2 protein-coding genes are annotated in these 15,733 nt (G+C 44.2%); both read right to left on the reverse strand.

Going from position 1 to position 15,733, the window contains the following annotated elements; all coding sequences use genetic code 11:
- Nucleotides 1-4: 4 nt before the first annotated feature.
- On the reverse strand, nt 5-7,009 hold the full coding sequence (locus tag BZ167_RS02145) for an SDR family NAD(P)-dependent oxidoreductase (protein WP_077391922.1): 7,005 nt from the start codon (nt 7,007-7,009) through the stop codon (nt 5-7).
- The gene (locus BZ167_RS02150) at nt 7,002-15,710 is read right to left on the reverse strand and encodes a type I polyketide synthase (RefSeq protein WP_077391923.1); all 8,709 of its coding nucleotides are present in this window, start codon (nt 15,708-15,710) and stop codon (nt 7,002-7,004) included. Before BZ167_RS02150 ends, BZ167_RS02145 begins: the two co-directional genes overlap by 8 nt.
- Between the last annotated feature and the right edge of the window lie 23 nt (nt 15,711-15,733).

Consider the following 15,733-nt stretch of genomic DNA (forward strand, 5'->3'; position numbering starts at 1 on the left):
TTCTTTATAATTCTTTGAAATCAAGTAAAGGAATCAGCAATTCTGACTCTTCCTTTTCTGGAGTTTCTCCATTGTCAATCCAGCATTGCTCCTTATTGAATATAACCGGAGAAAGCGGGTGTCTTTTTGTCTCTCCATATCCTAATGTGAGATGGCTGTCGCTCAATATCATATGTGCGTTCGTGCCCCCGAATCCAAAAGAACTGATTCCGGCTCTCAAAACCCCTTTTCTGGGACGCCATTCTTTTAAAGACGTGTTCGGAAAGAATGGCGATTGATCAAATTTAAAACGCGGATTTGGCGTTTTACAATGTAATGTCGGCGGGAGCATCTGATTTTTTATGGATAAGGCAACCTTTATAATACTCGCTATCCCCGCTGCGCTCATTAAATGTCCGAAATTCGTTTTTACGCTGCCTACTCCGCAAAATTGCGTTTCTTCCGTAACCTCCCGGAACACTTCAGTCAGCGCTTTTAATTCAATCGGATCTCCTATCATCGTGCCGGTGCCATGCGTCTCGACATAACTGAGAGAATCTGCATCAATTCCGCCTTTTTTCAGGGCTTTTTTTATCACTGCGCTTTGCGCTTTCGGATTAGGTGTTGTCATTCCCATTGTCTGTCCGTCATTATTAACCGCGGATGAGTCAATTACCGCGTAAATTCTGTCACCTTCGGCAAGGGCGTCATCAAGTCTTTTCAAAAGGACTGCGCCGCATCCCTCTCCCGGTACAAATCCATCTGCCTTCTCATCAAATGTATGACATTTTCCTTCAGGTGAAAGCGCCCGAGCCTCACTCAGCATGACGTAAGGCTTTTGATCCAGCAAAATGTCAACTCCGCCCGCAATCGCCATATCTGACTCTTTTGACATCAGGCTTTGACAAGCGAGATGGACGCTGACCAATGAAGAAGAACAAGCCGTGTCTACAACCAGATTCGGTCCTTTCAGATTAAAAAAGTGTGAGATATGCGCGCCTATGAAATTTTGTCCTATACCCACGATCGTATTTTTTGAAGGGGAACCTATTTTGGACATAAACGTCCCGGTCCGCGAACCGATGAAGACGCCGACTTCTTTGTTTGATACTTCTTCTTTTGTATAGCCGCCGTCTCTCAATGTCTGGACGCTGACCTCAAGGCATTTTTTGATTAACGGATCAAGCTCTGATGCCTCACTTTTGTTCATATTAAAAAACGCGGGATCGAAAGACTCAATATCTTGAAGAAATCCGCCCCACTTACTGATACTTTTTCCCTTTTCATAGGTGTCAGAGTAGTATGAAGAAATATCCCATCGCGACGCCGGAACTTCGCGGACACTATTTTTTCCTTTCTTCAAATTTGTCCAGAACGTTTCTGTGTCCGGAGCATCCGGAAACTCACAGCCCATTCCGATAATAGCGATTTGGTTCAGACTGGTTTGTTGTATTTGAGATCCGCTGTCCCGTACTTCGGAAGCATTTTGATTTATATGTTGCTCTTTTTTCCGAACCTCAATGTTTTCTGAGTCAATTTGAGGACTGATCCCCTCACTTGCAAATAATTCGTTTAAATAGACGCCTAGTTGTGAAAAACTCGGATACTCCAGAAAAGCTGATGGTTCAATTTTTATTTGAAATGCATCTTCCGCTTTTTTGACAAGCTGAACAAGTAAGATTGAATCAACTCCGTAATCCGCAAAAGACGTATCCTGATCTAAATTCCCGTAAGGTATTTTCAGCTCCGCGGAAAAAATCTCCATTAACTTCCTGATTATAGCCTCATTGTCTCCCTGACCAGAAATCACTTTTTCCTCAGCATCCGGGTTATTTTTAGCAGCTTGAATTCTTGTCTGAAGCAGCTGCTGCAGCATGAATTTCTCCGGATGTGTCTTTGCCGGTATAAGGCATGGGTATCCGTTTATCGTCATCATTTCTTCCAGCATGGCAATACCTGTTTCTGTTGAGTGTGAAAGTAAACCAAGTGCCTGATATGATGGACTTGTCACCTCGCCCATCCCAATGTCCTTCCAGCTCGGCCAGTTAATTGATTGATAATATGTTCTGCCGGCTGCATGCTGATACGCCGCAAAGTAATCCATAAAAGCGTTCGCCGCGGCATAGTCACTTGTTCCGGCGCCTAATAAAGGAAAGGCGCTCGCAACAGATGAAAACAAAATGAAGAAATCAAGTTCGTCATCAATAAAAATGTCATGAAGTACCTGCATCCCCTGTACCTTTGGCTCAAATACTTCTCTTATTTCTTGATCAGATTTATGAATAAAAGCCGGATTCGAATGATTGGCTGCACCAGCGCAATGAATCACCCCGCCGATTTTGCCGAACTTCATCCTCACCTCTGAAAAGAAGCGATGTAATGTTTCTTTTTCCGTGAGCGGCCCGGAATACACTTCCACCTGAACTCCCTTTTGATCCAACTCATGCAGCAGTTGTAATTTCGAATAAAGAGGTGACTTTTCATCGGTGTCTTCTAACATGCCGGCTATTTTATCAGATTCCGGAAGGTCGGTTACTCCCATCAACACAAGTTTTTTGACTCCCTTGCCGGCATAATGTCTGGCAAGTTCTGCTCCGATCCCTCTTGTTCCCCCTGTAATAACCAGGGTTTGATCCGTACGGCATACTGGCAGACCGGATAGTTTCCGGTCTATTTCCGCTGCATGTAATTTCTCGACGTATGGAATATAACGTTCACCGTTCCGGTAGCAGATTTCACTATACAGCCCGTCAGCGCAAGCTTCATCTGTGATTACCTGTCTCAATTCCGCCGCAGTCCCTACATGCCCGTCTACATCTATTGTTTTTGATTTTATCTTTTGATACTCCGCGCTCAGCATTTTATATAGTCCGGCTGTTTCGGCTCCGGCTAACGACGGCTTGTCATTCAGAAATGTCTGCAGCCCTCTGGTCACATGTAAAACGAAAAGCTGTTTACGTGTCTTTATGATTTCCTGCAGCAGTGTCAGCTTCCCGATTGTGCCGGTGCGTGCCCCGTTTTGATCACTCCGCAAATCTGACAGGTCAATCATGCCGATGATTTCCGGATTTTCTTCTATGACCGCTAGAGCCGTTTTTTTGGCTTCCCCATCCGAATGATCCCAGTTATCTGCACAAATGACAGCGGATTCAATCAGAGGATCTGAATCAAACAATTCGAATGCAAGCCGCTCACTTTCACTATTAGCCAGGATCATCACCTGTCCTTTCGTAAAAGCGGAAGGCGCAGCCTTTTGTTTTTTCCACGATTTTTTTAATACATCAAATGATAAGTCAATCGGTGCATGGGGCAGACTTTGCGGTACACCTGTTTTTTTCTGTTTCTGTGCAGCTTTTGCAACAGGCACCCAATATCTGTTCCGTTCAAAAGGATAAGCAGGAAGAGAGACAAGCTTCGGTAATTCCGCAGTGTACATCTCTTCCCATTGAACGTCTCCTCCGTTCACCCAGTGAATGGCCATTTCTCTTGCACTTTTAAAGTGGGCGGCTGACAGGGCATTCTTTTGACCAGCGCCTCGGCGGGACTTTCCCCTATATAAACCGTTTACCTTATGATCTGACCGCAAATACATCGTCAGCTTATTGCGAAGGTCGTCAATGCTGCTAACCTCAACAGCGAGCCGCTCTTCCATAGCGTTTCTCCCGGTCTGCGAGGTGTATGCAGCATCAGCTAGTGACGTTTTTGGCTCCAGTTCATTTATATATGCATCAATCAAGAGTCTGAGCCGTTCTTCATTTTTGGCAGAAAGCAGAATAATTTGCGTATTGTTGCTCTTTACCGTTTCCATCTTTTCTTCATTCTTATACTCTTCGATGATAATGTGGGCATTAGATCCTCCAGCGCCGAACGAACTGATGCCTGACCTTCTGGCTTGATTTTGCGGCGTCTCCCAATCAGTCAGTTCAGACTGCACGTAAAACGGTGTTTCCTCAAAATCAATATTAGGATTTAAGTTATCGGAATGAAGGGAAGGAGCAAGCTGTTTATACTTCATTTGCATCAGCACTTTTGTGATAGAAGCAATTCCCGCCGCAGCCTCTAGGTGTCCGATATTTGACTTAACCGAACCAATTGCACAACGATAATCGCTTTTCGAGCTGTGCAAAGCTTTGGTTAAACCTGAAATTTCAATCGGGTCTCCCAAAGATGTCCCGGTGCCATGCGCTTCAATATAACTTATGCTGTCTGCATCAATCCCCGCCTTATCAAGAGTTTCACTGATGACGTTTGCCTGCTCGCCCGGATTTGGCACAGTGTATCCGTTTGTTTTTCCGCCGTGATTTACAGATGTTCCCTTAATCACACCGTAAATCCTGTCCCCGTCAGCCTTCGCGGCAGAAAGCGATTTCAAAAGAACGGCCCCGACTCCTTCTCCCGGCACATATCCGTCTCCTCCCGCTCCAAAGCTTCTGCAGCGCCCATCGCTTGAAACAAAATGATTTTGTGAAAGTAAAGTATATTTATCCGGGTGTAAGGATAAATTCACTCCTCCGGCAACAGCGAGGGTGGATTCTCCCCTTTTTATACTTTCACATGCAAAATGAACAGCAGAAAGTGAAGAAGAACACATTGTATCAATTGCAAGGCTGGGCCCGTGCAGGTCAAAGAAATATGACACCCGGTTTGCGATAGACGAATAAGAAGACAAGAGCGCCTGACGTTCCTCATCATCTGAAGCACCGGCTGCAAATAACTGATAGTGGCTGTAGGTGACACCGACAAATACACCTGTCTTATGCCGTTTCAACTTTTTCTTTGTGTAACCCGCATCTTCAAACGTGTGCCATGCTGTCTCTAAAAATAACCGTTCCTGAGGATCAATTAACTCGGCATCACGGGGCGAAATTGAGAAGAACAGCGGATCGAATTTATCAGCGTCTTTTATAAAACCTCCCCATTTGCTGTCATGACGGGCATTGTCACCTGTGTGATAATATTTCCGAAAATCCCAGCGCTCTTTCGGTATTTCCGTTATACAATCTTTTCCGGAAGAAATATTTTCCCAAAACTGTTCCACATCTTTCGCCATCGGGTAGCGGCCGGCTATACCGATAATCGCAATATCTTCCTCGGAAGGTGCGGATGGTGTGCGGGAAACGGAAAGCTTCTCCCGTTTCGCCGGCGCCGAATGATCAATTCGCTGTTCGGCTGCCGGTAAAAACGCCTTCTGCAACTCATGCTGATAGTGTTCAAGAAAATACTCTGACAGCTCTTCAACACTGCTGTATTCAAAGAAAAGAGTCTTAGACACTCTTCCAAAATATTTTTCCAGACGGGAGTTAAGACCTAAAATCGTTAGAGAATCAATTCCGTAACGGTCAAACGTATCCTCGGGTAAAATACTGTCCGCCGGTCTTCCCGTTTCCGCTCCGACGATCTCTGTTAAAAGACGGACCGTTTGCTTTTTCAGATCTTTTTCATGTAATTGCGGCAGGTTACTGTTGTTTTCAGGCACAGTCTCTATTTCTTTATGATCAGTTGAGAGTAATTCACTTATTCTATCTTTGTCTCCGCTGATAACAGCCAGCTGAGAAGCAGAGCGGCTCATACTGTCCTGAAAAGCGGCAAGCCCTGCTTGGGCCGATAAAAGTTCCAGCCCTGCATGTCTTAAAGCCTGCAGCTCTCCCGGCCCGACTGTCATATTGCCCGCATCCCATAACGGCCAATTAATAGAAAGTGTTTTCCCGGGACGTCCCTTAATGCTTCGATACTGGGTGAATCCGTCCATACATCCGTTAGCGAAGGCGTAGTCGCTTTGACCCGCATTAGGCAGAACGGCCGAAAGGGATGAAAACATAACGAAGAAATCTAGAGGCTCTTCTTCAGCTGCTTTATCCAGCCAAACGGTTCCGAATACTTTAGGCGCTATAACTTCTTCTATGCTTTCTTTCGTTTTTTTTATGATAAATGCATCCTTAACAAGTCCGGCACTGTGCAAAATTCCGTTTAATTCTCCGAATGTCTGCTTAATGTGCTTAATCAAAGCGTCCGTCTCTTTTTCCTTTGAAATATCTGCCGGGACATATAAGGCCTCAGCGCCGAGATTTTCAAGAGCGCTCAATTTTTGCGCCGTTTCACGGGAGGCCGGGGAACGCCCGGTTAATATCAGCTTGACTTCTGCCTGTTTCGCCAGATATTCAGCAAACAGATACCCGAGACCGCCGGCTCCTCCTGTAATTAAATACACACCGTTCTTTTTTACACTGAAACTATGTTTCTCCCCATCTTCTTTTTTTACTCTTTGAAGCTGCCTTTTATAATAATGCCTCGGCTCATAGCAGGTAAAGTGGTCCGTCTTACATTGATTGTTCCATTCAAAAGAGATGACATCTGCAATATGCTGCTTTGTAAACGGCTCGTCAAACATTGATTTCAGCTCTGCAGCCTTACATGTGAAATTCGGATTTTCGGCCTGTACGGTCTTAAGAAAACTTTCAACCGCGTTATAAATCGGCTGAACCTCGCCCTCGGCATTTTCATACAGATACAAAATTTCTGCTTTCGGACAAAGTTTGTTCGCCATGAAGGCCTGAAACATTTGAAACAAGGAATACAGACTTTTATTGAGCTGCTTTCTCATTGCATCTTCCGTATTTTTGAAGAGCCCGGCAGCTAAAAAATGAATAATATGGCGGGGTCTTATATTTTGAGAACGCAGAACCCCGCATAACGCATCATAATCCTCATCTTTTGCAAAGTTCATTGTAAAACGGCCGTTCCGGCAATCTTCGAAACGCTCGCCGGAAGTCACGTAAATGAAAGGCGCCTCATAACCTTCAAGCTGTTTCTTCATTACGGTATACATGCTGTCGTCTTCGCAAAAAAATAAAATTGGCTCTTTCGTATGCGGGAATTTTTTACTGCCTTTAAATGCATGTCTATCCCATACCATTTCATATAGATGGGTTTTCCCCAAGCTCTTAATTAATTCCAGCCCTTCTTCAGGCGTCAGGCTGCATTCTTTCACCTTTTTCACGATTTGCTCAATTTGCATCGTTTTTTCATTCATGGAAAAGCAACTCCTCTATCAGCTCTGACGTCTCTTTCGTATTCATCTCACCTGTTTGTGCTTTTTCAAGAAGCGACATGATTTCTCCATCCGCTGTATCTTTATTTGAGTTGTGAAGCTCAGTGTTCGAGAAAGCCTCAGCCTTCTGCGCTTCATCTTTATTTAGATGAATCCAATGTCTGTTCTTGCTGAAAGGATAAAGAGGAAGAGACAGTTTAACCGGTTTGAGCTCCTCCTCATACAAGTCTTCCCAGCTGATTTCACAACCGATCGTCCACAACTGAGCCAGTTTGGCCGGCTTGTTTTGCTGAATCAGTGATAGAACATATGCATGACCTTCGGGGCCGCCGAATAAAGGAGCGTACAGACTATCAAAATCCGTTACATTTCCTTCATAAACACCTTGCAGCCTGCTCCCCTGAATGTAACCGTTTAATTTTTCAAGAAGATCTCCGATATTCGAGCAAGTGATCGCAAGGCGGCATTCAAATGGTTCCCTTCCGGTTTGCAGCGTATATGCTATTTCTTCAAGACCGATTCCGGACTTTTCTCTAAAATTGCCGTTATACGGTTTATCAGCTGATCGATTCCGGATGCTGCTGATATAGCGGCACAGCTCGCTCAGTGTCTTTAATTCCTGAAATATGTCAAGTGATATTTCTGTGCCGTACATTTGGTTTATAAAAGAGATTAATTCGGAATAAGCCAACGGATCAAATCCGAATTCCGAAAGAGGTGTCTTTGCATCTATATCTGCGGTATCTAAACGCAGGATACCCGCTGCCGCTTCCCGAACCGCCTCTTGCAAATCACGTTCCTGCACCTCTTGCTGACTGAATTGAACTGATAGTTCTTCATGTAAAAACGTTGTTAACTCTTTGGCTTTAACCATCAGTCTTTCCTTTGTTTTGGCCGATAGAACAATGATTTGTTCCCGCTCGCCAGTTACTGCTTTATCTTGTCCGTATTCGAATTCTTCCACGATGACATGAGCATTTGCCCCGCCGAATCCAAAGGAACTGACTCCGGCACGGCGCGGAATTTCATTTCCTTTTCGATCTATTAATCTGGCCCACTTCATAGTTTTATTGACAATATGAAACGGTGTTCCGCTTAATTGAATGTAAGGGTTCAGTTCCTTGACATGAAGTGTGGCAGGCAGTGTTTTATACTTCATGGATAGTAATACTTTAATCAGCCCCGGCATTCCAGAGGCGGGCTCTAAATGACCGATATTCGTTTTTACTGAACCGATGCCGCAATATTGATCATGATTCTTTCCTGGATGCGGCTCAAAAGATCCAAACGCTTTTTTCAAGCCTTCAATCTCAATCGGATCTCCCAGTTCTGTCCCGGTTCCGTGTGCTTCAATGTAAGATATCGTATCAACAGGAATATCGGCATTTTTGTAAACAGACGTTAACAGTTCAGCCTGAGCTTCCGGGTTCGGAGCGGTCAATGAAGCAGATCTTCCTCCGTGATTTGCTCCGGTTCCTCTCAGAACTCCGTAAATATTGTCTCTGTCATTCATTGCCGCTTGCAATGGTTTCAATAACAGAACAGCTGCACCTTCACCGCGGACATAACCGTCGGCAAGTTTATCAAATGTCTTACACCGGCCGTCTCTAGACAAAATACCGAGTTTATCAGTATACATATGCGTGACTGGATCTAAAAGCAGCGAAACCCCGCCTGCTACCGCCAGCTCACTTTCACCATTTTGAATCGAGCGCACAGCTCTGTGGATTGCTACAAGACTGCTTGAGCAGGCTGTATCAATGGACTCACTCGGACCTCTGAAATTAAAATAGTGGGATACACGATTGCTGATGAGCGCCTGGCTGTTTCCGGTTCCCGCAAACGCATGCGCCCCATCCGAATGCCTCATCAGCAGCTGGCGGTAATCATTAAATTGAATGCCCGTAAACACCCCGATATTTTTGCCAGACAGCTTTGAAGCTTTGTAACCCGCATCTTCTATCGCTTTCCAGGTTTCCTGCAAATAAATTCTGTGCTGAGGATCCATGAGTTCTGCTTCCCGCGGATTAATATTGAAAAACGCCTCATCGAATTTATCGGCATCTGTGATAAAGCCGCCCCATTTCGAATGTACTTCGCTGTTTCCTTTGCCTTCGGCGTATTTTTTCCAATCCCAGCGATCCGGGGGAATTTCCTGAATCAAATCTTTTTCATTGATTAAATTGATCCAAAACTCATCTGCATTTTTTGATCCCGGAAAAACACAACTCATCCCGATAATGGCAACCGGCTGCTTCTCTGGATGATGGTCAGCCTGTCTTGTTGTCTTTTTTTCAAACGGAAAACTTCGCGGCGGCTTCACGGTTTTCCCGGTGGTTTTCCCAGCGTGCACTACTTTCCTTTTTTCAGAAATGTTTTTTTCTGCATCTGTATTTCCTTTTGCAACAGTACGCAGTTCACTGTTTAGAAATTCTGAAAGAGACTTAATATGGCTGTAAGTAAAGAAAACGGCAGGTGTCAGCTTTAGTTTGTATTTTTTATTCAGTCGGACAGCTAATGTTTTCAAACTGATAGAATCAAAGCCGAGATTGCCGAAATTCTCTGCCGTATCCAGCTGTTCAATGTTAATTTTCAATAATTCCGACACCATTTGCTTCAGTTCTTCCAGGACATTGTCTGTATAAGCCGGTGCTGTATAAGAAATTTCCTCTTGACGAACCGGAAGCGTATTTACTTTTTGATGCGGCAGATCTTTTCTTGCTGGTGTCGTTTCGGCATCCCCGGTAACAACCGAAATTTGCGGGCAGTCACTTGCCAAAATCGTCTCAAAAGCCGCTATCCCTTCTTCCGTTTCCAAATAATCAAACCCGGATGCGGAAAGATATGCTTCTTCAGCTTCTTTGTTTAAATGCATTCCGCCTTTACGCCACAACGGCCAGTTAATCGAAATGCTCTTGCCTTGTCTCTCTTGCCGGCGGCTCTGTTCGGATCTCCAATTTATATATTGATCTTGAAAATAATTGCCCAACGCATAGTTAACCTGTCCAAAATCTCCGAAGACCGAAGAAATAGAAGAAAATACGATAAAGAAATCAAGCGGCTCATCTTTCGTTAATTCATCTAAACATACCGTGCCTTCAATTTTAGCAGTCATGCCATCTGAAAAATCATCCAGATTCATCTCTGTAAATAACCGATCATCGGCATGACCAGCTGAATGAATAACGCCTTGAATGGAGCCCCAAGTCCGTTTCGTTTCTTCTATGACCCGTCCCATCGTCTTTTGATCTGCGGCATCAGCTTGATAATATACCGCATCTCCTCCAAGTGCCTGCAGCCGGTCAATGTTATGGCGTTTATCAGCAGTTAACGGTGACCTTCCCGTCAATACTAATTTTGCTTGATACTGAGAAGCTAAATATTTTGCGAAAATCAGGCCCAGACCGCCCAAACCGCCCGTTATGAGGTAAATCCCTTCCTGTTTCAGCTGATGAGAGTGCTCTGTATGATTGAATACATAGTCCTTTAATGTCTTAACATACCTCTTGTCATTAATATATTTAACTTCTTCCGCCTGCCATTCCACGCCTGAAACCATTTCGTTAAGACAAAATTCAGCCATTTTTTCAATTGATATACGTTTTGAAAAACCGATTGACTTCACATTCTCTGCGGATGGCACCAACATATTCGCCGTTTTTAAACAGCCTGCAAGAGCGCCCGTATACGGATCATTCACGCCTTCTTTAAAAGAGTGAACAAGAAGCAGAGAATGAAGATAAAGAGAGGCGTCACTGCGAGCGCTCAGGGCTTTTAATAAATAAAAAATTGATTCCAGGCCGCTGAGAAGGCGGTCACCCGCGTAAAATGTTTCTCCCGTGTGCAAGATGACATCAGGAGAAAACCCCTTTTTCTCTAATTCTTCGAATAAACGAATGTAATCTGACGTCACTTCCGGGTTTACACAGAATGTCAGCAGATTTTGATCGATCTGCCGCTGATCCGGCGTGACGAGAATGACACGGCTGTCTGATTGATTTTTCAGAGCCCCAGCCAATGCTTCATCTTTTGCAAAGACCAGAATTGTTTTTGGCTCCCTATCTTTGATTTCAATCAGAGGGTTTTTTTGATCCCACTTATGCTCATAAAAACGTACATTTTTATTAGGCTTTTTGCCAAAAACCAGCCCGCTCAGTTCCATCAAAATCCCGCCGGCATTGTCTAATACATACACATCATAAGCCGAATCGCTTTCTCCAGTTTGTTCTGCATATACATAAACGGGTTCAGTCTCATGATCAAAAATCGTACATTCTTTAATGTTTTCCGGGAGCTCTCCGGCATTTTCCCCCGCAAGGTATATGACGGCTTGATATACGCTCTCAATCACTTCCGGTTTGATTATGCACCCTTTCGGCCCGGCCTTTGCTTTTATCTTTAAAAGCACCTGTCCGTTCCTGCTGACGCATTGCTCTGCCGCTTTCAGACTGTCACTGCAGCTGTATCCGAATTCGGCAAGCCGCTGATAAAACGCTTCGTACGGTATGCGGTCTGCGCGCTGAGACAGAAACGGCTCAAGACGAATATTTCCGTTCTCGTACGCCCCGCCTTCTACTTCGAGCCGCCCTGAGGAATAAATGGATGAGTCGCTCTGTTTTTCTATAGAATACGATGCACCCTGATTATCCGGGGTTAATACAATCCGGATCTGCTCATTGCTTCCGCTTTGTAACATCGGTTCTCTAAAGGAGAGCTCTGTTAATTTAATAATCGGATTCCCTGAAGCCATCGCTCCGGCAGCTCTCGCCATTTCAATCTGGCTGAGAAACGGAAACATTTCCTTGTCTTGATACTTTGTTTTTATATACAAACCGGTATCGCTTACATTGATAAGAAACTTCTGTGCTTTAAAATCAGATATATTGCATGAAATGTAAGGGTGCAGATCGTTATTAACGTTCATCCGGCGGCTAACCATATTTTGCGCATCTATTCTGCACAGCTCTTTGGCAAATGGATATCCGGGTGCTGATACCCGTCTCAGAGTGGCATCTTTATAAAGTGACGGCCAATCTATCCCGTTACCGCCAACCCAGTATTCAGCAATCTTCACAAGATCCCTGTTTGCGGCTGCTTCTTCAATTTCAACTTTATTCATCCTTTGAGCTTCTGTTGTGTCTTTGCCGCTTGTAAAAATATGATCCGTCGCGTTTCCGAGAATGTAGTCTTTCAGTCTTTTAAGCAATTCATCTCTTGTGGAGGCGATAACAGCCAATCTGTGCGGCATTTCTTCTCTGCCGGTTTGTAAAGTAAATGCTGTATTTCTAAGTGTTTCTAATGGATAATCTCTGGCTGCTATATGTTCTTTTGCGCATTTTGCATATTCTGCCAGCCTGTCGGCATTTTTTGCAGAAAAAACAAATAAAAGCTGTTCAGGTTCTTCAGCCGCGAGAGGAGAGATAGCTTCATCCGCAAATTCTTCTAAAATAACATGGGCATTAGCTCCTCCTGCCCCGAAAGAACTGATTCCGGCACGCCTGGGAACGGATGACTCCCATTTTTCGGCACTGTCCGGTACATAAAAAGGTGTTTTTTGAAACGGTATATTTTCATTCAATTCAGCAGAATGAGTCAGTGACGGAACAATCGTTTTATGTTTCATTTGAAGAATAACTTTCGTAATGCCCGCTATGCCTGCAGCAGCCTCAAGATGTCCGATATTTGATTTAATCGATCCGATCGCGCATGTTTTCTGATCGCGTTCGGCATCTGAAAATGCTCTGGTCAGACCGGTGATTTCAATCGGATCTCCTAAGGCGGTGCCTGTTCCGTGAGCTTCTATATAGCTGATGCTTTTTGGATCAATAAATCCTTTTTTTAAGGCTCTCGTAATGACCTCACTTTGAGCTTTGGGATTCGGCACGGTATATCCATTCGTCTTAGCACCGTGGTTGATGGCTGTTGCCTTAATAACTGAATAAATCTGATCACCGTCCGCAATAGCCTTTTTTACAGGTTTCAGCAGCACGGCACCTGTCCCTTCTCCCGGCACATAGCCGTCTCCTCCGGAACCGAAGCTTCTGCACCGGCCATCACTGGATAAAAATCCGCCTTGAGTCAGGAGTTCATATTTATGAGGATGAATGGATAAATTGACGCCTCCTGCAATTGCAATTTCACATTCATTCCTGATTAAACTTTCACAGGCAAAATGAACAGCCGTTAATGATGAGGAACACATCGTGTCCAAAGCAATACTTGGTCCGCTGAAATTAAAGAAGTACGATACCCGGTTGGCGATTGATGCATATGAGGAAGAAACGGCCGCTTCGTGACCAACGCTGTACAGCTGATAGTGGCCGTACATAACCCCTGCAAAAACACCGACGTTTTTTCGTTCAAGCGTTTTCTTTGCGTACCCCGCATCTTCTATGGTGTGCCAAACCGTCTCTAAAAACAGTCTCTCCTGCGGATCAATTAATTCAGCTTCGGCAGGAGAAATATTAAAGAACAACGGATCAAAATGATACACATCGTCAATAAATCCCCCCCATTTGCTTTGGTTTTTTACTTCGTCGCCCGCCGCAGGCTGATAGTGCAGCCCCGAATCCCACCGATCCTCAGGTATCTCAGTTATACAGTCTTTACCGTTCAATAAGTTTTCCCACAGAGTATCAAGATCATTTGCCATCGGGTAACGTCCGCTGATACCGATAATCGCGATATCATTGTCATGATACTTCTCCTGCTGCACCTGATTTTTCATCTGGATTTTCTGTTTCCCGTTAACTTCGGCTGTCTGTTCATGATCTTTTTTCTTCTGAGATGGGGTGCTGCTCCCGTTTTCTCCTAACCGGAGTTTATGAAGAAGAGTATCCCTGTGCTCCTCAACGAAATACTGTGACAATTCTTCTGCAGTCTGATATTCGAATAACAGCGTTTTTGAGAGCGCGCCGAAATGTTTTTCAAGCTCATTCGTCATATTGATAATCATAACGGAATCAAGTCCGTATTTTTCCAATGCCTCTTCTGCATCTATTTTGTCCGCAGGCATCCTGAATTCTGCAGCAATCACTTTTATGATGAAATCAGATGTTTCAGCTTTCAGTTTCTCTGAATCAAATGATTCGATATTTCTCCCTGTTCCTTCATCTGCCTGAATATTGTCTTTTCGTTCATATAATTGCTGAACATGATTGTCAATTTGCTCATCTCCGTAAAATACAGTAAATTGCGAAAAACCGGAGGACAATGCGACTGCAAACGCTTCTTTACCTTCTTCTTTTTCTAAAGGATAAAAACCCGCCTTTTTCATTGTCTCTACCGTTCGCTCATCCACTTGCATGCCGACTTCTTTCCACAGCGGCCAGTTCAGAGAGAGAGAAATCGTATCAGAATCCTGGGCAGAACGCATATTCATGAAATGATCCATATAACTGTTTCCGAACGCGTAATCAGATTGCCCGATATTTCCCAACACTGCGGAAGTAGAGGAGAAGCAAATGAAAAAGTCAGGATTTTCTTTCTCAACAGCATCATTCAGCCACATCGTACCCAATACTTTCGGTCTGATTACCTGATCGAATTCCTCTCGTGACTTGTTAAGAAGGAAAGAGTCACGGATGATTCCCGCGCCCTGAATGACCCCGTTTACTTTTCCATAAGAAGTTTTGGCTGTTTTGACTACATATTCGGCTTCTTCCTTATTGGTAATATCAGCCTGAACATAAACAGCTGACGAACCGGCATCCTCTAATCGTCTCAGCTGTTTTCTTATATGATCTGAAAGCGGAGATCTCCCCGTTAAAACAAGGCAGCATTTTGTTTGAAAAGCCAAATATTCCGCAAAGGTAAATCCTAATCCGCCCGCGCCTCCTGCGATAATATATACTCCATTTTCTCTCAGCGGCACAACTCCGCTTCGGGAATTTTTTTCGGGTTCATACGTTTTGAGCTGTTTGACATAACGCTGCATGTCTTTATAACGAATCTCTACATCTGAAGGCTGGAAATCACTCAGCTCATTGCGTATGATATCAGCTGCGTGAACAGCTGCTATTGACTGCTCCATCTCAATGCTTTTTGCTGAGATTAACGGATTTTCCAGCTGCAATGTCCGCAAAAATCCGCTTGCCGCCGCGTAAAGAGGCTGTTCTCCAGAAAGATGCGAAAAATATCCATATAACAGTTTGATCGGTTTGCGGCAGTTATTTTTGAAGAGCGCCTGTTGTAGTAAAAACAAAGAATAGACTCCGCTGTCGCATTGTTCACGAATCGCTCTCTCTGTCTTTTCAAACGGCATGTCTGACCATAAATGCACCGCTTCCCGTATATCTGACTTCTCTTCTTCTATAAGCCATCCTAACAGGTTTATGTAATCTCTTTCAGAGCGGGGGTCGATTTCAAATACACCGTCCCCGGTTTTTCGAAACTCTTTCCCCGGCTTAACCAAGATAACCCTTGTATCATGCAATGCAGCAAGTTCTTTACTCACATCTTCATTTTTATCAAATAATAAAAGGCTGCCCTCATGTCGGCCGCCTTTTACATGAATGCTGAGATCTGTCCGCTGCCAGACCGTCTGATAATATATCGCCTGTCCGTTACCCCCTGCGGAATGAGAACCAAGCTGCTGTATCCGCTTTACTCCTTCTTCCAAAGAAATGATGCCGCTTTCTATGTCAGAAAGTACTTTTTTTCTAATATGACGGGCTTCTATCATAAAAATCTTCATCCCCTTTACAA

Origin of the sequence: Bacillus sp. 275, assembly GCF_001999205.1 — a bacterium.
GTDB lineage: Bacteria > Bacillota > Bacilli > Bacillales > Bacillaceae > Bacillus > Bacillus velezensis.

Excerpts from the sequence above, each read along its gene's own strand:
- BZ167_RS02145 (WP_077391922.1), bottom strand. The coding sequence starts at position 7,009 with ATGAATGAAAAAACGATGCAAATTGAGCAAATCGTGAAAAAGGTGAAA.
- BZ167_RS02150 (WP_077391923.1), bottom strand. The coding sequence starts at position 15,710 with ATGATAGAAGCCCGTCATATTAGAAAAAAAGTACTTTCTGACATAGAA.